The organism is Buttiauxella noackiae (assembly GCF_000737905.1).
Lineage (GTDB): Bacteria > Pseudomonadota > Gammaproteobacteria > Enterobacterales > Enterobacteriaceae > Buttiauxella > Buttiauxella noackiae.
The window spans coordinates 845,090-863,853 of the sequence record NZ_JPRU01000002.1 but is presented as its reverse complement, the minus strand read 5'-3'; the positions used below and the strand labels follow the sequence as shown (position 1 = coordinate 863,853).

Genomic DNA, 18,764 nt, shown 5'->3' with positions numbered 1-18,764 from the left:
TTTTTTTAATTTCAAATAGTGATGGGATGCGCAGTTATAATAATCCTTTTACTCGGGCGTAATCGATAAGTTCGACAATCGATGAGACATGCAGCTTGGAAAATATATTAGATTTATGCGCGCTGATGGTTTTGTTACTCAGCAGAAGTTGTTCGGCAATTTCCTTATTGGATAAACCATTCGCCAGGTAACGTAATACGGTTATCTCTCTGTTAGATAATGGCGTATCGTCAGTAACTCCGTTGCGTGAACCCGGATTACTGATTAACTCCAGCGTTTCAGAGGGGAAAAATGAATACCCTGAAAGCAACATTTCCACCGCATGATAGATATCCTCCTGCTCCTTCCTTTTACTGACAAACCCATTTGCCCCGGCCTGAATAGCACGGCCCGCATAAAACCTCTCAGACTTGGCAGATAAGAACAGTATGCGAGTATCGGCCTGTATGCTCTTGATTCTTTTTAATAAAGTGAAGCCATCAATGGACGGCAGTTCAATGTCGAGAATCACCAAATCGACAGGATTGGAGTGCATGTAGTTAACCACCTCCCGGCTGTCGTCGGTTTTCATCACCACATCAATATTTTTATTTTTCTGTAGCAGTACCTCTATCGACATTCTGACAATAGGGTGTTCGTCCATAATAATTACGGATGCAGGTTTCATATTCTTGCCTCTAATTTTTGAGGAACATATCGCATTGACGTAAAGTCACTGGCGGCGAAAGTGAAAAGGTGTTTCACTATTTCGTATTTTATAATGTATGCAAGATGCTCCCTTGAACTTAAAAACTTCCTTCATATGTACTATTTTCTAATGGCTGTGGGTAAAGTGAAAATAATTATTTCAATAAGAAAATCAACCTGTTCATTTTAGATAAATGACCAGGTTGATTATACAGCCATATTATTTGAGAAAAAGACCACTGTTATGCTCAGGGAATAATGCTGTGATTAAATTCTAATTAAAATGGTTAATTAATTGTTATTTGGGGCATGTACCTGTGTTAAGCGAAATATTTGGGAAAAAAGATTGTTTTGAACATGAAGAATAGTGTGAAGTCTCGAATGTTTCTTATTTGTTACCCATGGCGCAGAATGATTGCGTGATTAATCATCGGAAAGAGGCATAGTTTGTGGGAAACTGATTATCCAGGAATAGTTGTAATTGTTAATAGAATGATCTAATTTAACAAAATTATAGCATTGAAAATAAGCCGTTTCCTGGCTTTCACTCGGAAGGCGGTTAGTTTGCGGCGCTACACTTTACCGGATGACGCACAGGACAATTTATTCAGCAAATGTATCAGTGACTTGTTGTTTCCGACGCCAATACGAGCGGCAATCCGCCCAAGGGTGTAAACCACAGAGTGGTAGGGTTTATTAAATGAAGCGGCAATGGTTTTCAGCGACTCTCCCTTTGCTACTGCCAGCAAAATATTCCATTCACGCTTTGAAAATGGGACTGGGTGTGACCCATCCTGAGCATTGGACCAATCTTGCCTGGCTCGCTTCTGAGTCAGCAGAACAAGCAGATCGCTAATTCTCAGTCGCCGCTCCACCACAGGGAAGATTGATGCCGCATCGATCAGTCGGGCGACTTCAATACAACGGCAGGCAGTCAGTTGGATCATATTCAGGTGTGGCCAGGTTTTTTGCCATTGCCTGATCATATTTAGCACATCAATTGCTGGCTCGTTTACGCCATCGAGATCGATGAACACTCGCGGTTGTGGGGTTTGTTTAAGCATCGCTTCAGCTTCCTCCAGGTTTGCGCAGACGTGAGTTCGCTGGAACTTAAAAAAGTACTCAGTCAGTGCCAGTGATAAGTAGTAGTCATTGGTCACGAGGATAATATCGAGTGGTTCCGGCAACTGCTTTGCATACATTTTTTGTTGTAGAGACTCAATGCGATCAAAGACAATCGGGGCCAACCGGCTATGAAAATGTGTTAGATCGCCATTTCTGATGCGTCGAAATCTACGTTTGCGCGCGGCTATGTACAAATCTTCATTAACCCGCAGCGCGAAGAAAAGGTCTGTGAATAGCAATTCGGGCGTGAGTCAGTGGTGCATCAATCATCATTTCCATATTTTTTCATCAACAGCACCTGTCAGTGCCAAATAGACTCTCTGTCAATACTACTGATAATCGTAAGTTAATTTTATATAGCTTACGATTATATTGTTGTAATAAATACTGACATGAAAAAATTAGGCTAGATATTAGAATTAACTTAAATAAATATAAGGGGTTTCTTAAAATAATAACCAAGGGAAGGGAGGCTGTTATTTATCCAGGCGGTTACCACCTGGATATAAATGCCTATAATAAGGATGGCGTGAAATTTGGTTTAGGGTTCATTTTTTGGCAAGACAGGTATTCCTGCCATTGATTGCGCCCATTATTTTTTGCTTGATACAAAGCCAGGTCAGCATATTTGAACAACGTCTCATATTTCTGCCCTTCAGACCAGGTAACCATCCCAGCGCTGATCGTAAGCGGAAATGGCTCATTATCAATAGTAAGCGGGTTTTCGGACAGTTCATTAACAATGGTAGCCGTTAATTCCTGGTGGTTTATCTCAGGAGTTTTAGCGAGCAACAGGGCAAACTCTTCACCACCCACGCGTCCAAATAATTGACTGTCCGGGATAACCTGTTTTAACCTCTTACAAAAGGCAACGAGAACTTTATCGCCTTTTTGATGCCCCCATACGTCATTTATTTTCTTAAAGAAATCAATATCAATCAAAACCATTGAACAGATATCTCCCTTCTTCAATGACGAAGTGAGAGCTTCAGCAGCTTTAGTAAATGCCCGACGATTGAGAATTCCGGTCAAATCATCATGATTAGCAAGTTGGGATAATTTAGAAAAAAGTTTATCTCGTTCAGAAATAGCAACCGCAATGGTAAGCGCACAAAGCGCCAGCACTGCAACAATCGTCCTGACAGCAGAGATGTAGATATTCTCTGAAAAATGGAGATAACCATGGGTAGAGTGAATGATCCACATAAAAAAGAATGCACCATTCATACTAATACCAAATGTTGTTAGAAATAGATTTCCTGAAAGCGCCAGCCATATTATGGTTGGAATAATCAGTATTGATGCCATCAAGAAATATATCTTATCCTTTATAAAAATGAAGGCGAATAATAACAAAATAGACGGGATAATATGTAGAAATACATCTAGCAAATCCTTGTCGAAAGATTTAAGTATTCTCGGCGCCGCCAAAATGACTGGTAAAAACACAATGAAATCAAGAGATTCGTTTAAATACCAGTAAAATGCTGTTTGTAAAAAAGCATTATCATACAGAGTAAATAATGCCAGCGAGCCTACTAAAGATCCTATAATAAGAGCGGGTTGGCAGAGTAATAACCATTGCGGGACGCTATGCAAGCTACCAAGCCATTCGCCTTCTTCTGTACGCATTGCAAAACGCTGTAGTGTTATATAACCTATTGAAATTGTTATGATGTTGGCAGTGGTCATTAGCAAAACCTGATTAAGGTTTGTACCGATTAATAAATCTGGCAATACCATACCGGCGCAACAAATTAAATAATGCCGCCAGTTAACATTTTCATAAAAGCGTAATAATACGCCAATGGTTATAGCATTGGTCAGCCAAACTAAAGAGAATGGGCCGTGAACTCTTTCAATAATACCTATGACGGTTGTCAGTGTAGTGACTATAAATAAAGTTATCATTGGATAAAATTTATAGAAAAAGTTCTTCAACGTAAGTATCATACCAAGCCACACCCTAATCTAACTATCAATGAAATAGAGCTACATATAAATTCGATAATTTATTAATTACGACCACAGAGACTCAATTGGGACCGGTTTCCCGGTATGATATCCCTGTAACCACTCTACTTCCATCGATATAAGCATCTGTTTTATTTCTTCATTTTCAACAAATTCTGCGACAACTTGCAGACTTTTAAATTTAGCCGCTTCACAAAATGACATGACTATTAGTCGATCAAACTTATCGTTAACAACATTACGAATGAAGGATCCATCTATTTTCAGTATGTCGACTTCTAATGTCTTTAGACGAGAGTAACTGGATGCTCCTGTACCAAAATCATCAATCGCAATTTGGCATCCTAATCTGCGTAGCTCTTGCAATACACTGGATGCATTAATACTATCGATAATATCTGATTCTATAATTTCAAATATTATGCGATCAGGACGTATTAAGTAGTTCTTTAAAAGAGTATTCAGCCTATCCAGAAAATCTTTTCTGCTTAGGGACTGAGGTGTCAAATTGATGGAAAAACGAGTATCAGATTTAGATTGATCGAGGGATTGCATAAATTGAAATGTTTGCTCAATTACAGTCAAATCCACTTCAGCAAGCAGTCCCGCTTCTTCAGCCACTGGCAAAAAAGTATCCGGGAAGAATATTTTGTTATTGATAGTCTTCATGCGAATAAGAATTTCATAATACTGGCTGCTGTTTTTTGTTGAAACTATTGGCTGGGCAACGAGCATAAATGATTTACGATCTATCGACTTTTGCAGAAGATGGCGTATAGCTCCAGAACTGATAGCCTGATCGCCGTGATGCGAGACATTAAGTGCTTTTGCTTTACCTTGCTTTAGCGATTCATAAGTACGTGCATTAAGCTGGCCCACGACATAAGAGAGATTATTGATACATTTTCCGTATGCCATGTACGCCATGCCAAAATTGAGACCCAGCTCCATTTCTTCCCACGAAAAACGAAAAGATGACATCGCTTTATAGTAAGGGTGGATAATATCGTCATCAACCTTATTCAGGCGTAGAAGAAGGCCATACCCTGGGCTGTAATACATTTTTTCATTATCCACAAGCAATGGGCTTAAATAAGAAAAAACAGCTTTAACGAATTCGAAGCGAAATATTATCCCATGGGTTTGTGTTAGAGTATTTAACTCAGGGCATTGAATAATACACAACCCAGCGTGTGGGTAACGAATGATATCATTTTTTAAAGCAAGAAGATTAGGTAACCCAGTGTGTGGTTCTGATAAAGAAATTCGTTTGAGGCTTCTGATATGCTTTAGAATACGCGTAACCAATACCCCAACAATAACAATTGTCAGAGAAAAGGTAAAAATCATGGAGCAAGTTAAAGCCAAATGGCTAACATAATGGTTAAAAGTAAATTCATGATCTATTGATATATAATTATTAATGTAGTCACTCAATAAAATGAGCATGACTACCCAAAGAGGGGACATTAGTGCATGGCCGAGACAGATTGCTCCCCAGAGCATCACCGGTAAAAGCCATACGATAGTGTAATCTGTATATATTAAGCTATCGCCATGTACATAAATCAGGCAATACATAATTCCGATTACTAACATTGCCCAGAGTAATTGATAAATTGCACGTGGCCCAGAAACAATTAATTCTTTCAACTTTTTCAGGTAGTTGAAAAACCATAGTGGCTGGTAACAAGCTCTGAGAATGAGATAGCAAAATGGAGTGCCTGTAATACAGGATGTCAACATCCATTGAATATTAATGAGAGTGGGGATACTTAAAATATTTATTTCTGATATAAAATTAAACTTTAGTAATAAAAACTGTTGAAAGAGTGTAAAAATAAGGGTGTTAAAACATATCAACCACAGTATGCGCTGGGCGCTGAGGCTACTACGTCCGAAACTGACGGCCCCACGCTTACCAGTGGCGTAGAAATAGACTTTTGTGCTGATTAAAGCCGCTGTGAGTTGAGATATTGTATCAAGGACCTGGGGTAAAGGCTGTGTATGAACACGATACAGGGCAAACAGAATAAGAACCGGAATTGCCTTTTTGTTGTACAAAATAAGTAATGCGGAAATTACGGGCAACGTGAGGTCGTAGAGCCTGATAGTTGTACCAGAAATCTCAATGCTATTACTCAGTTTATCCGCAAATGAGTACAGAAGAACAAATGAAAAGCAGAGTGTGATGTACTTTTTTAGGTTTTTAGGGCGAGCTAAATACATCAATGGAAAATTCCGCCACTGATTAACCACTGTACTTTTGTTGATCCTGGAGTTTCTGTTAGCTAACTCATTTTCCATAACCACAGGTTTGTACATTTTTTCAAGAAAACTTCTAAGCCCCATGCTACTTACTCACAATGGTTTACTTTTCGTTTATATAAAGTCTAATGATAGCCATGAGGTTTTTAATCTTATCCGTGATTCATCCAACAAACACTAAACCAATAATTTGCTATTAATTTTCATATGGATTTTAGTGACGAGTCAAATGAAATGTATGATTAGACAAAAACAATATGTTATTAACATGCTATGAATGTTGTTTATGGTGTTCTCATGTTTGTTTATGGTTTAAAAATCGATCGTTGTATTTGCATTGGGTAATAGTGTGTGTATAAGTCAGGAAATTGGAAATGTATCTCGTAATAGGAGTCTCTGCTGGAAGGTTTGTAGTTCAATACATTCTTCAAGCCACCCAATGTAGTGGGCGACTAACTATTTATCGTTCTGCACTTGAACAATCATCAAATTGCGTTAAGGCTTTATCCATTTCTTGTGAATAAGGGCTTTGTAAATTTAACTTTAAATAAGGAATTGGTTTATTAAACCAGATGTCATGAATTTTTCCAAAATCAGGTGATTTTCTTATTTTACAAAGACTCTGATTTACCAGTGACTTAAATTCTTGGTCATCGTGCGGTAGCAATATGACAAAGAATTGTGGTTTTCCAACCCCTTTATCACTAATGGAAAATGAAGTTTTATCGCTCTGAGCCTCAATGATTTCTTTTAATGAAATGTCGTTGATAAAGGCAGCGGATGTTTTTCCATTGCGCATCAGCTCAAAAGCTTTTTCCATGGTCGGAGTAGTAATGACGAATAAATTGAGACCCAACTCACGATTGGCCTGGTTAAGAGCAAGGGCATCAACTGATCCCGATGTCACACTAACAGTGTGCCCGGCTAATTGATCAATAGATGATATATTTTTGTTCTTTAACGTTGCGAATCGTGTGTATGAATAAGTATAGGGGATTGAATAGTCTGCAATCGTTTTCCATTCAATGACGTTAGCATTAACGGAACAGATCATATCTACCTTCTTTTCACGCAATAAAGCATCTCTGTCTGGTAGATATTTGTTATCAATATAATTAATCTTTAAGTCAGGTATATTCAGATGTTTACTAATATCACTAACAATAACGTTGCATAAATCAATGACATAACCAACAACTTTGCCATCCGATGCTGCATAAGAAAAAGGTGGGGCATCACGATAGGCGATGTTTATCTGATGAGTATTTGTGATGCTCTCTATCGTCTTTGATTGTTGGGCTTGAGCCACAGAGACAAACAGACCAGAAACAATAAAAATACATGTAATTAACCAATTGAATATTTTTGCAATACTGTTTTTATTAGTTGAGATTTTGTTTTCGATATTCATATAGGATGTTGGATTTATGTTTTTTTATAAGAAAAGATCAAAGGCAAATATTTGTTGCTAGTTATACACATAAAGCATGCTGTTGCCAATTTCATTATATCGAACAAGGTAGAGTTGATGTTTTTTTCAGTATATTTTAAATACATTGCGATCATTTAATGATCAAGTTGTTTCAGTGTATTAACAGCTATTGGCAAAATTAAAAGCTCCATAGAAATAATTTTGACTGGTTGGTCAAAAATAACGACTGGTGAATTCGTTAACTATAATAAATTAATTTTTTAGATTTATGTTAATAGGTTTTGAGAGAGTATTCTCATTAATAGTCAAATCCTGATAAAGATGATGCCAGGGAAAGTTGGTCATCATTTCACTGGGGTCACGGACATTAAGAACTTGTCTGTCAGACTTTCCGCTGGCATTATCCTGAACAGCTATTAACGGGATGTTACTCGCAAGTAGTTGATTTTGATTTAAATGACTCGGGGTGCCCTTCTTTGTGAAGGCTGAGAAATACCCGTACCACCTGATCTGGATAATGCCAGCGTAGGGAAGTCAGATGCCTGCCATGGCATCCCTTCTTCACGCCGGGCAGGAGCTTTCAATATGCAGCCTGACCTGCTACCCGGCCACCTTGCCGCGTCGGTTTTACATAATTTACGTCAAGTCTCTCCTTTAGTTCATTGCATGACTAACGATGTGGTGCAGAATTTTACCGCCAACGTTTTGCTCGCTATTGGTGCGGCTCCTGCGATGGTCATTGAGCCCGAAGAAGCCGCACAATTTAGCCCTATAGCCTGCGCTCTACTCATCAATATCGGCACACTTACCTCTGAGCGTAGCGTTGCGATGCTTGCAGCCATTCATGCCGCTAACCAATCATCAACCCCCTGGGTTCTGGATCCCGTAGCCGTCGGTGGCCTGGATTTTCGTACAAAATTTGCACGCACCATTCTTGAATTAAAACCGGCCGCCATTCGTGGTAATGCGTCGGAAATCATGGCTCTTGCGGGTGAAACTGGTGGCGGACGAGGTGTGGACAGCACTGAAGAGGCGCTTTGCGCACTACCCGCCGCTCTCAAACTTGCGCAGATGACTGGTGCAATTGTTGCAGTTACAGGTGAAGAAGATTATGTCACCGATGGCGAGAATGCCTGGAGCGTTGCCGGTGGTGGTGCGTTGATGACGCGTGTTGTCGGCACAGGATGCGCACTTTCTGCGGTTGTGGCTGCCTGTTGTTCATTGCCTGGCTCCCGGCTAGATAATGTTGCTTCCGCCTGCCAGTTTATGAAATGTGCTGGCGAGCAGGCAATTGCTGCAAGCCGTGGGCCCGGTAGTTTCACTCCAGCCTTTCTGGACGCGCTTTACGCACTTAATGCGGAGGCCCTGATATGAAAGGAGTAAAACGCATTAATGCGCTCACTATTGCTGGAACCGACCCGAGTGGTGGTGCGGGTATCCAGGCCGACCTTAAAACGTTCTCGGCATTGGGTGCGTATGGCACTAGTGTCATTACCGCGCTGGTTGCACAAAATACGCGAGGAGTGCAGTCGGTTTATCGTATCGAACCTGAATTTGTCGCAGCCCAACTTGACTCTGTACTGAGCGATGTTCGCATCGACACCGTCAAAATTGGCATGTTGGCAGAAACAGATATTGTTGATGCTGTGGCCGAGAGGTTGGCATTTTACAAAGTGAAAAACGTGGTGCTTGATACGGTAATGCTGGCGAAAAGTGGCGACCCGTTGCTTGCCCCTTCGGCGGTAGAAAGTTTACGCCGCAGGTTATTACCGCAGGTGGCATTGATTACCCCGAACTTACCCGAAGCGGCAGCTCTGTTGAATACGGCGCAAGCTTGTAATGAACGTGAAATGAAAGAGCAGGGAGATGCATTGCTAGGAATGGGATGCAAGGCCGTGCTGATGAAAGGCGGCCATCTTGATGATGCTGAAAGCCCTGATTGGTTGTTTACCCAAAGTGGAGCACAACGTTTTACTGCGCCACGTGTGCAAACGCGTCATACGCATGGTACGGGTTGCACATTATCCGCAGCTCTTGCGGCACTTTATCCACGCAACAACGACTGGCCTCAAACTATCACAGCGGCGAAAAAGTGGCTGTCTCAGGCATTAAAACAGGCGGATTCGCTGGAGGTTGGGCAAGGAATTGGGCCAGTGCATCATTTTCACGAGTGGTGGTAATGGGGTAAATCTCCGCCGGGTATAAAACGTTACACCGCAAAACAAACCGAAAGTGCTCCCGTAGGTGGCGAATACCGTCAGTCACGGCCAGGATTATGTCTGCCTGTTTTAATGAAAGCAGGCCAGGAGAATCCATCCTCAGCGGGCAGGGTGCTCGCTGAATTTACGGGAGCGTATTATGACTGATATTGCACAGCTGCTTGGCAAAGATGCCGACAGCTTGTTACAGCATCGTTGTATGACTATTCCGGCAGACCAGTTGTATCTGCCAGGTTCGGATTATGTAGACCGCGTGATGGTGGATAACAACCGCCCGCCTGCGGTGCTACGAAACATGCAAACGCTGTATAACACCGGGCGGCTTGCTGGCACTGGTTACCTTTCTATTTTACCGGTCGATCAGGGTGTGGAACACTCCGCCGGGGCATCTTTTGCGGCAAACCCTCTCTATTTTGACCCGAAAAACATTGTTGAGCTGGCGATTGAAGCTGGCTGCAACTGTGTCGCTTCAACCTATGGTGTGCTGGCATCGGTGTCACGACGTTACGCGCATCGCATTCCTTTCCTCGTCAAACTTAACCACAACGAAACGCTCAGTTACCCAAATACTTTCGACCAGACGTTATATACAAGCGTCGAGCAGGCTTTCAATATGGGGGCGGTGGCAGTAGGGGCGACTATCTACTTTGGTTCGCCTGAGTCACGTCGCCAGATTGAAGAGATTTCTGTGGCGTTTGAGCGCGCACATGAACTGGGGCTGGTCACTGTGCTTTGGGCATATCTACGTAACCCGGACTTTAAAAAAGACGGTGTGGATTACCACGTAAGCGCCGATCTAACTGGCCAGGCAAACCATCTGGCCGCCACGATTGGCGCGGATATCGTGAAGCAGAAAATGGCGGAAAATAATGGCGGCTACAAGGCGGTAAACTTTGGTTATACCGATGACCGTGTGTACACCAAACTGACCAGCGATAATCCGATTGACCTGGTGCGTTACCAACTGGCCAACTGCTATATGGGCCGCGCAGGGTTGATTAACTCGGGTGGTGCCGCTGGAGGTGAAACCGATCTGACAGATGCTGTGCGTACCGCAGTTATTAATAAGCGTGCGGGCGGCATGGGGTTAATTCTTGGCCGCAAAGCCTTTAAGAAATCCATGTCTGAGGGGGTTAAGTTGATTAATGCCGTGCAAGACGTGTATCTGAACAACAAAGTCACTATCGCCTGATTTTCTGCGTATTCCTGGCGGGTTAGCACATGCGACACCCGCCAAAAACTTCCCCGCCTCCATCAGTAATCTTCATCACAATTCCATAACATTTTGTGAAAAGCATCACGCCCTCCTGGACATATGTCCAAATAATGACTCGTATTTAAGCACCTTTGAACGAGGCGAAGGTGATTTTTTACGCATAGAGTAAGTGGTGAAACGCTGTTTTAAATTAACAAAGGGACAATAACAGCCGTGAAAATAGAATCCGTGAACGTAACCGTTTTTACTTACCCAACCCGCCGAGTTTCTGACAGTGCAGGCCACTCTCATCCTGGCCCGGAAAGCCTTGCGAAAATGGCAATGCTGACCATTACCACAGATGAAGGGGACTGCGGCTACTCTTTCGCGCCGCCAGAAGTGGTGCGCCCATATGTAGTAAATGCATTCTTCCGCAAGGTATTGGTTGGGCAAGACCCATTTAACCGCGAACGCATCTGGCAGGATCTGGTGCACTGGCAGCGCGGTAGTGCGCACCAACTCACCGAGCGCGCACTCTCGTTTGTTGAGCAAGCATTGTGGGATTTAATTGGCCGCAAACTGAAAGTGCCGGTCTACAAATTGCTTGGCGGTTTCCGCGACAAAGTGCCAGCTTATGGCAGCACCATGTGCGGTGATGAACTGGAAGGGGGATTATCCACGCCAGACGAATTTGGGCAGTTCGCAGAAAAGCTGGTGGCTCGCGGCTATAAAGCCATCAAACTCCATACCTGGATGCCGCCGGTTGCCTTCGCACCAGATCCCAAAATGGATGTCAAAGCCTGTGCCGCCGTGCGCGAAGCCGTGGGGCCGGACATCGATTTAATGCTTGATGGTTACCACTGGTACAGCCGTAGTCAGGCGCTGTACATCGGCAAGGAGCTTGAAAAACTCAACTTTTCCTGGTTCGAAGAACCCATGGAAGAAGAGAGCATGGCGTCCTACGTCTGGCTTTCTGAGAACTTATCTATTGACGTTGTTGGGCCTGAAAGCCTTGGTGGCAAGCATCACAGCCGCGCGGACTGGGTGAAAGCAGGCGCGTGCGACATTCTGCGCGCCGGTGCCAATGGCGTTGGTGGTATTTCACCAACCATGAAAGTGGCGGCACTGGCTGAATCTTTCGGCATGGATTGCGAAGTTCACGGCAACGGCGCGGCAAGCCTTGCTGTAGTCGGGGCGATACGTAACTGCCGCTGGTATGAGCGCGGATTACTGCACCCGTTCCTCGAATATGACGAGCCTGCCGCATACCTGAACAGTATCGTTGACCCGATGGATGCCGACGGTTTTGTGCATTTGCCGCAGCGGCCGGGGCTTGGTGAAGATATCAATTTTGAATATATAGAAACACATACCATCAGCCGCGACTGACCCGTCAGGGTCTTTTCATCGCTGAACAATAATAAGCCCGGCGCAAGACGCTGGGTCATTCTTACCCTACAAAATGGTATCTATCATGAATCGAAGCTCCCGACTGGGGGCGTGGATTCTCACGCTCCTTTTCATGTTCGGTAGTGGCTCGGCTGTGGCGAAAACGCCACCTGACCAGCTGATCATCGGCATGAATATGAATAACCTGCTTACCCTCGACCCGGCTGCAATGACCGGTAATGAAGTGGTGGCGCTGGTCGTCAATCTTTATGACCCGCTGGTGGAATTAGATCCGGCGAAACTCACCAACGTGCGGCCGGCACTGGCAACCTCCTGGGATATCTCGGAGGACGGCAACCGCCTGACGTTCCATCTGCGCGATGGCGTGAAATTTCACTCCGGTAATCTACTCACCGCAGACGACGTGGTGTGGTCAATGCGCCGCGTTTTGCATCTCAACCTGGCACAGGCATCAGTATGGAAATCCTATGGTTTTAGCAAAAAGAACATCGATGAGCATGTGAAAGCGCTCGATGATTCAACGGTGGAAATCACGCTACCAAAAGCGAATGACCCGCAGCTGGTTATCTATTCCCTGGCGGCACTCGGAAGTGTTGTGGTACTGGACAGTAAAACGGTAGAGCAGCATGTACAAAATGACGACTGGGGCAACCGCTGGCTGACGACTAACGAAGCGGGTTCCGGGCCATTTAGCCTTGAGGTATGGCAGGCCAAAGATGTATTGCGTATGAAGCGCAATCCGGATTACTGGCGTGGTGCCCCTAAACTCTCCCGCGTGGTATTCCGTCACTTCCAGGAATCGCAAACTTTACGCCTGATGATTGCCAAGGGCGATCTGGATATTGCCAGCAACATGGCGGTATCTGACGTGAACGCCTTGCGAAAAGATCCCGATTTGACCGTCGATGCAGTTAAGAAAGGCACGATTTATTATGTCGCCATGAGTATGAAAGAGCCGCATTTCGCCAACCCAAAAGTGCGTGAAGCGGTGCGTTATCTGATTGATTATCAGGGTATCAATAAAGCATTGATGCCGGGATATGGCGTGTTGCACCAGCGTCCAATTCAATCAGGAATGCCTGCAACACTGCCAAATCCTGGTTATGCACTGGATATTCCGCGGGCGAAAAAACTGCTGGCGGAAGCGGGCTATCCGGACGGATTTGATACCACGCTACGTGTGCTTGCGGATCAACCATTCCTTAACATCGCCATTGCGGTGCAGTCCACGCTGATGCAGGCGGGAATTAACGCGAAAATCGTCACCGGAACGGGCAACCAGATTTACGGCGCAATGCGCGAGCGTAAGTTCGACATGTTGGTCGGGCGCGGCGGCAGTGGCGTAGAACCGCATCCGCATTCCAGCCTACGGGCACTGGTTTACAACCCGGATAACAGTGACGCTGCGCGTCTGACTAACTTCCAGGGCTGGCGTACCAGCTTCTATGACAAAACGCTGAACCAGCAAATCGATAAAGCTCTGGTGGAGCGTGACCCAACTAAGCAGCGTGAAGAGTATCAGGCGATTCAGACCCGTTACGACGAGTTGATCCCGGCATTATTGCCGCTTTCACAAATGGTGGATTCGGTGGTGGTGCGCAACGAAGTGCAGAACTACCAGCCGCATCCGTCGGCCACTACTTTCCTGCGCGATGTTTATAAAACGTCTGTTGGGGAGGAAAAATCATGAGCATGATCCTGTTAGCGCCAGGTGGTCGTGCCCGGCGTTTCTCAAAACGATTAAGCCAGGTCGTCGTCACTTTGTTTGGTCTGCTATTGCTGACCTTCTTTATTGGCCGTGTTATGCCAATCGACCCGGTGTTGGCGATTGTCGGCCCGGATGCTGACCAAAGTACTTACCAGCAGGTTTACCACCAGCTTGGCTTTGACCAATCGCTGGCAACGCAGTTCTGGATTTACCTCGGCGGCCTGCTGCATGGTGATTTGGGCAATGCGCTGCTGACCGGGAAACCGGTGGTAGACGACATTCTGCGCGTGTTCCCGGCAACGCTTGAACTGGCGACGGTGGCGATAATTGTCGGTGCGGGTCTGGGCATTCCTCTGGGCGTTTGGGCGGCCGCTCGTCGTAACAGCGTGGTGGATTACGCGGTGCGCATTATCAGCCTGGCCGGTTATTCCACGCCGATTTTCTGGGTAGGGATGATGGGATTGCTGCTGTTTTACGCCTGGCTCGGTTGGGTGGGCGGCGCAGGGCGTATTGATTTAGGGCTGGATGGTTTAGTGCCGCGTCGCACCGGGTTGTTGTTGGTCGATTCATTGCTGGCGGGTAACAGCACGGTGTTCTTTAACGCACTCAATCACCTGATTCTTCCGGCCTCTCTTTTGGGCTTCCACTCGCTGGCCTACATCAGCCGTATGACGCGCAGCTTTATGCTGGCGCAGCTGTCGCAGGAATTCATTATTACTGCGCGTGTGAAAGGGCTGACCGAACGCCAGGTTATCTGGAACCACGCATTCCGCAATATCCTCGTGCAGTTGCTGACGGTGGTCGCACTGGCCTATGGCTCGCTGCTGGAGGGCGCGGTGCTAATTGAAACTGTCTTCTCGTGGCCGGGCTTTGGGTCCTATCTCACCGGCAGTCTGCTGCTGGGTGATATGAATGCGGTGATGGGCTGTGTGCTGGTGGTTGGGGTGATCTTTGTGTTGCTGAATCTGCTGTCCGACATGCTTTACCAACTCTTTGATCCGAGGACAAAATCATGACTGTCTCCTTTGGAACACCTCAACTCACCGCTGCCGATGAGCGTTCATTACGCTTTAAACGAGCCGGTCTGCGAGCGGTTGGGTTTATTGGCAAAATGGCACGTAACCCGCTGACGGCAATTGGTGGAGGGATTGTTTTCCTGTTGTTGCTGGTGGCAATTTTTGCTCCATGGATAGCACCTTATAACCCGCTGGTGCAGGATCTCAATCGCGCGCTCACTGCGCCAAACGCCACACACTGGTTTGGCACCGATGAGTTTGGCCGCGATATTTTTAGCCGCCTGGTTTATGGCTCACGCATTACGCTTTACATCGTATTACTGGTGTCGATAACCGTTGGCCCGCTTGGCTTGTTACTCGGTGTGACCGCCGGATATTTTGGCGGCAAAGTCGATATGGTATTGATGCGTGTAACCGACATCTTCATTTCGTTCCCAAGTCTGGTACTGGCGCTGGCGTTTGTCGCAGCACTCGGCCCCGGCCTTGAGCATGTTGTGATAGCCATTACGCTCACGGCCTGGCCGCCGATTGCCCGTCTGGCACGCGCGGAAACCCTCTCTTTACGGCAAGCCGACTTTATCTCTGCTGTTCGTCTGCAAGGTGCTTCGCCGCTGCGTGTGCTGTGGCGCCACATTGTGCCGCTGTGCATGCCGTCGGTGATTATCCGCATCACTATGAATATGGCGGGCATTATCCTGACCGCCGCCGGACTTGGTTTCCTCGGCCTTGGTGCACAACCGCCAGAGCCGGAGTGGGGGGCGATGATCTCCAGCGGGCGCACTTACATGATGGAGTGCTGGTGGGTAGTAACGATTCCGGGGCTGGCGATTTTAATCAACAGTCTGGCATTCAACTTCTTGGGAGATGGCTTACGTGACATCCTCGATCCTCGCAGCGAATAATTCGCCGCAACTGCTTGATGTGCGCGACTTGAATGTGACGTTCGTTAATGGTCGCCAGCAAACCCACGCGGTGCGTGGCGTTTCATTCCAGCTCGGGCGCGAGAAACTCGCCATCGTCGGCGAGTCCGGCTCCGGGAAATCCACTGTGGGCCGTGCGTTATTGCAGCTCCACCCTAAAAAAGCGCGAATCACCGCCGAGTGTATGCAATTTGGTGATGTTGACCTGCTCAATGCTACTGACGCACAAATGCGTAATGTGCGTGGCAAACGTATTTCAATGATTATGCAAGACCCGAAATATTCGCTAAATCCGGTGATGTGCGTCGGCGATCAAATTGCTGAAGCATGGCTGACGCACCATCCCGTGGGGCAAAAGCAAGCGAAACAGAAGGTGCTGGAGATGCTGGAAGTGGTGCGTATTCGCCAGCCAGAACGCGTCTACAACCTCTATCCGCATGAGGTTTCCGGCGGCCAGGGGCAGCGTATCATGATTGCCATGATGCTGATCACCGACCCGGAAATGGTGATTGCCGATGAACCGACGTCCGCGCTGGATGTTTCGGTGCGTTTGCAGGTGTTGGCGCTGCTCGATGATCTGGTGCAGTCGCGCGGGCTGGGGCTGATCTTCATCAGTCACGACATTAACCTGGTGCGTAGTTTCTGCGACCGCGTGCTGGTGATGTACGCCGGGCGCGTTGTGGAATCGATAGCCGCGAAAGACCTGGATAACGCGCAGCATCCTTACACCCAGGGGCTTATCAGCGCATTGCCGGATATGGATATGCGCCGGGCACATCTACCGGTTCTACAGCGCCAGGCTAGTTGGCTAACGGAATAAGGAGCAACGTATGTCATCCATGATTGAAGTCAGCCAGCTTAATTTAACCTTTGGCGAAGGGGCGAAAACCAACCAGGTGTTGTTCGATGTGAATTTTAACGTTGGGGAGGGTGAGATTTTTGGCCTAGTAGGGGAGTCGGGTTCCGGGAAAACCACGGTGCTGAAATGCCTGGCAGGGCTGTTTACCCACTGGCAGGGAAAACTGGTGATTGATGGGACGGAGCTTGAACATCGTATCAGCCGTGAACGCTGTCGGATGGTACAGATGGTATTTCAGGATCCGTATGGATCTTTGCACCCGCGCCATACCATCGGCGATATTCTGGAGGAGCCACTACAAATCCAGGGATTCACTGATCGCGACCGGCGTATCAATATGATGCTGGATAAAGTGGGTTTAAACCGCGCGTTTCGTAGTCGCTATCCGCATCAGCTCTCCGGTGGGCAACGCCAGCGTGTGGCAATTGCACGTGCGCTGATACTTGAACCGGAGGTGCTGCTGCTAGACGAGCCTACTTCAGCATTGGATGTTTCGGTGCAGGCGGAAATTCTCAATTTACTTTCGGATTTACAGCAGGAATCGAAACTCACCTATTTAATGGTGACGCACGATTTAGGCGTCATTGCACATTTATGCCATCGCGTGGGGGTAATGCAACATGGTCGTATTCTTGAGGCATTAAGCACCGATGAATTAATCAGCGGTGCTGCACGGGTGCCTTATACACAAATGCTGGTTAATGCCAGCCGCCAATATAGCCGCGAAATGGCAAACCAGGTGGCGAAGTTCTGACACAGATTGCCCGTTGGTGTTAACCCAACAACGGGCAGTTTGGCGGCAGACGGCAGTTCAGCGCATTAGGATGGATATCGATGCGGAACTTCTGGCTGGTCAGTGGCTCGCCATCAAGGTTAAAAGTAATGTCGTGCGGGGCGGTTATCTCAAACCAGGATGAACGCGCATCAATAATATTCGGGCTGTCGTCCGGGCGCGTGAGCGTGTTAAAGATGGCGGGCAGCAGCTCTTCGCCAGTAAAAATACGCAACTCAAGCAACCCGTCGTTGATCAGCGCCTGGGGGCAAAGTTCCTGGCCACCGCCAGCCTGACGACCATTGCCGATACCAATCACCAGCGCATCGCCTTGCCATTCAAAACCCTCGCCGCGAATTTCACAGCGGTCCGGTTTCAGGGTATCCATCCGAATCAGGCCGTGAACAAAATAGGCGATGCCGCCGAGTGCCGCTTTCAACTTTTCCGGCGTTTCAGTGGTGATTCGTGTACCAAAACCACCGGTCGCCATATTGATAAAAAAGTACGACTCATTCACTTGCACCAGATCAATAGCCACGCCTTTGCCGACAATCGCCAGCTGCAAAGCTTTGTCCAGCTCTTCAGGAATACCGACACTGGTAGCAAAATCATTGGCGGTACCGAGAGGTAAGATGCCCAGCACCGGGCGATGTTCCCGGGCAAGCTGCGCCAGCGCCGTTGCCACTTCGTTTATCGTACCGTCACCGCCACCTGCAATGACTGTAGCAGCCCCCATCCGCGAAGCTTCTTCAACATAACGAATAGCATCACCTTTTTCCCAGGTAACACGGATATGTAACGTGTATCCCTCATCACGCATCACGTTGACCGCACTACGTAAAATGTCGTTGTCGGCACCTTTGCCGTTAAGGATCACGAACGTTACAGGAAACTGCTCCATGGCATACCTCTGGAAATGTAGTTGAATTCTAAGTGTATCTTATGCGGGGGATTTGGGGGTAAGAACAGGCTGAGTCTGCGGGGTTTGAGCAAAAAAGAAGGCCTGCGGAAGGGCGTTTTCCAAGGTATCTAACATAGGCTTTCAGCGGTGCAATGTGAGTTTGCGCAGTACTTAACACCACTGAAAGCTATCAAAAACAACTGGTGTGTGGACGTTTTTCACTTCAGTTTCACCACGAAGTGGATTGAGCAACACGGCATTACCCGAAGATTAGCCAG

Annotated in this window: 15 protein-coding genes and 1 riboswitch; of the genes, 9 read left to right on the top strand and 6 right to left on the bottom strand. The window is 46.6% G+C overall.

Features of this window, described 5'->3' with window-relative positions; all coding sequences use genetic code 11:
• Positions 1-34: 34 nt before the first annotated feature.
• From fimZ to IX31_RS12410, 5 genes are all read right to left on the bottom strand, one after another.
• Positions 35-667, bottom strand: a complete 633-nt coding sequence (gene fimZ / locus IX31_RS12430; protein ID WP_034458550.1) for a fimbria biosynthesis transcriptional regulator FimZ — start codon at positions 665-667, stop codon at positions 35-37.
• Between the two features lie 592 nt (positions 668-1,259).
• Positions 1,260-1,889 carry a helix-turn-helix transcriptional regulator gene (locus tag IX31_RS12425; RefSeq protein WP_198528566.1) on the bottom strand — a complete coding sequence of 210 codons (630 nt, stop codon included), beginning with the start codon at positions 1,887-1,889 and terminating at the stop codon, positions 1,260-1,262.
• 436 nt (positions 1,890-2,325) lie between these two features.
• Positions 2,326-3,765, bottom strand: a complete 1,440-nt coding sequence (locus IX31_RS12420) for a GGDEF domain-containing protein (RefSeq protein WP_034458546.1) — start codon at positions 3,763-3,765, stop codon at positions 2,326-2,328.
• 66 nt (positions 3,766-3,831) lie between these two features.
• Positions 3,832-6,138, bottom strand: a complete 2,307-nt coding sequence (locus tag IX31_RS12415) for an EAL domain-containing protein (protein WP_122974015.1) — start codon at positions 6,136-6,138, stop codon at positions 3,832-3,834.
• Positions 6,139-6,514: 376 nt separating this feature from the next.
• Positions 6,515-7,465: a transporter substrate-binding domain-containing protein gene (locus IX31_RS12410; RefSeq protein WP_034458544.1), complete on the bottom strand. Its 951-nt coding sequence runs from the start codon at positions 7,463-7,465 to the stop codon at positions 6,515-6,517.
• Between the two features lie 473 nt (positions 7,466-7,938).
• Positions 7,939-8,035: riboswitch (TPP riboswitch) on the top strand.
• A 36-nt stretch (positions 8,036-8,071) separates the two neighbouring features.
• On the opposite strand from IX31_RS12410, the gene thiM reads away from it, so the two are divergent.
• From thiM to IX31_RS12365, 9 genes are all read left to right on the top strand, one after another.
• The gene (gene thiM / locus IX31_RS12405) at positions 8,072-8,860 is read left to right on the top strand and encodes a hydroxyethylthiazole kinase (protein WP_034458542.1); all 789 of its coding nucleotides are present in this window, start codon (positions 8,072-8,074) and stop codon (positions 8,858-8,860) included.
• The gene (gene thiD, locus IX31_RS12400) at positions 8,857-9,666 is read left to right on the top strand and encodes a bifunctional hydroxymethylpyrimidine kinase/phosphomethylpyrimidine kinase (RefSeq protein ID WP_034458540.1); all 810 of its coding nucleotides are present in this window, start codon (positions 8,857-8,859) and stop codon (positions 9,664-9,666) included. The genes thiM and thiD overlap by 4 nt, the downstream gene beginning before the upstream one ends.
• Positions 9,667-9,844: 178 nt before the next feature.
• The gene (gene fbaB / locus IX31_RS12395; RefSeq protein ID WP_034458538.1) at positions 9,845-10,897 is read left to right on the top strand and encodes a class I fructose-bisphosphate aldolase; all 1,053 of its coding nucleotides are present in this window, start codon (positions 9,845-9,847) and stop codon (positions 10,895-10,897) included.
• Positions 10,898-11,134: 237 nt separating this feature from the next.
• Positions 11,135-12,289: a mandelate racemase family protein gene (locus IX31_RS12390; RefSeq protein ID WP_034458536.1), complete on the top strand. Its 1,155-nt coding sequence runs from the start codon at positions 11,135-11,137 to the stop codon at positions 12,287-12,289.
• Positions 12,290-12,374: 85 nt separating this feature from the next.
• Positions 12,375-14,000, top strand: coding sequence for an ABC transporter substrate-binding protein (locus tag IX31_RS12385; protein WP_034458534.1), 1,626 nt, complete (start codon positions 12,375-12,377; stop codon positions 13,998-14,000).
• Complete coding sequence (locus IX31_RS12380) at positions 13,997-15,034, top strand: ABC transporter permease (RefSeq protein WP_034458532.1); 1,038 nt, start codon at positions 13,997-13,999, stop codon at positions 15,032-15,034. The genes IX31_RS12385 and IX31_RS12380 overlap by 4 nt, the downstream gene beginning before the upstream one ends.
• A complete protein-coding gene (locus IX31_RS12375; protein ID WP_034458530.1) occupies positions 15,031-15,936 on the top strand; it encodes an ABC transporter permease in 906 nt (301 codons plus the stop codon). Before IX31_RS12380 ends, IX31_RS12375 begins: the two co-directional genes overlap by 4 nt.
• The gene (locus tag IX31_RS12370; protein ID WP_034460051.1) at positions 15,908-16,774 is read left to right on the top strand and encodes an ABC transporter ATP-binding protein; all 867 of its coding nucleotides are present in this window, start codon (positions 15,908-15,910) and stop codon (positions 16,772-16,774) included. Before IX31_RS12375 ends, IX31_RS12370 begins: the two co-directional genes overlap by 29 nt.
• 19 nt (positions 16,775-16,793) lie before the next feature.
• Positions 16,794-17,567, top strand: coding sequence for an ABC transporter ATP-binding protein (locus IX31_RS12365; RefSeq protein WP_034460049.1), 774 nt, complete (start codon positions 16,794-16,796; stop codon positions 17,565-17,567).
• Between the two features lie 19 nt (positions 17,568-17,586).
• Here IX31_RS12365 and yegS read toward each other — a convergent pair whose 3' ends face one another.
• Positions 17,587-18,486, bottom strand: coding sequence for a lipid kinase YegS (gene yegS, locus IX31_RS12360; RefSeq protein WP_034458528.1), 900 nt, complete (start codon positions 18,484-18,486; stop codon positions 17,587-17,589).
• Between the last annotated feature and the right edge of the window lie 278 nt (positions 18,487-18,764).

Coding starts and splice junctions, on each gene's coding strand:
- IX31_RS12410 (WP_034458544.1), bottom strand. CDS start 7,465: ATGAATATCGAAAACAAAATCTCAACTAATAAAAACAGTATTGCAAAA.
- IX31_RS12425 (WP_198528566.1), bottom strand. CDS start 1,889: ATGTATGCAAAGCAGTTGCCGGAACCACTCGATATTATCCTCGTGACC.
- thiD (WP_034458540.1), top strand. CDS start 8,857: ATGAAAGGAGTAAAACGCATTAATGCGCTCACTATTGCTGGAACCGAC.
- yegS (WP_034458528.1), bottom strand. CDS start 18,486: ATGGAGCAGTTTCCTGTAACGTTCGTGATCCTTAACGGCAAAGGTGCC.
- IX31_RS12420 (WP_034458546.1), bottom strand. CDS start 3,765: ATGATACTTACGTTGAAGAACTTTTTCTATAAATTTTATCCAATGATA.
- IX31_RS12415 (WP_122974015.1), bottom strand. CDS start 6,138: ATGGGGCTTAGAAGTTTTCTTGAAAAAATGTACAAACCTGTGGTTATG.
- IX31_RS12365 (WP_034460049.1), top strand. CDS start 16,794: ATGATTGAAGTCAGCCAGCTTAATTTAACCTTTGGCGAAGGGGCGAAA.
- IX31_RS12385 (WP_034458534.1), top strand. CDS start 12,375: ATGAATCGAAGCTCCCGACTGGGGGCGTGGATTCTCACGCTCCTTTTC.
- IX31_RS12380 (WP_034458532.1), top strand. CDS start 13,997: ATGAGCATGATCCTGTTAGCGCCAGGTGGTCGTGCCCGGCGTTTCTCA.
- fbaB (WP_034458538.1), top strand. CDS start 9,845: ATGACTGATATTGCACAGCTGCTTGGCAAAGATGCCGACAGCTTGTTA.
- fimZ (WP_034458550.1), bottom strand. CDS start 667: ATGAAACCTGCATCCGTAATTATTATGGACGAACACCCTATTGTCAGA.
- thiM (WP_034458542.1), top strand. CDS start 8,072: ATGCAGCCTGACCTGCTACCCGGCCACCTTGCCGCGTCGGTTTTACAT.
- IX31_RS12375 (WP_034458530.1), top strand. CDS start 15,031: ATGACTGTCTCCTTTGGAACACCTCAACTCACCGCTGCCGATGAGCGT.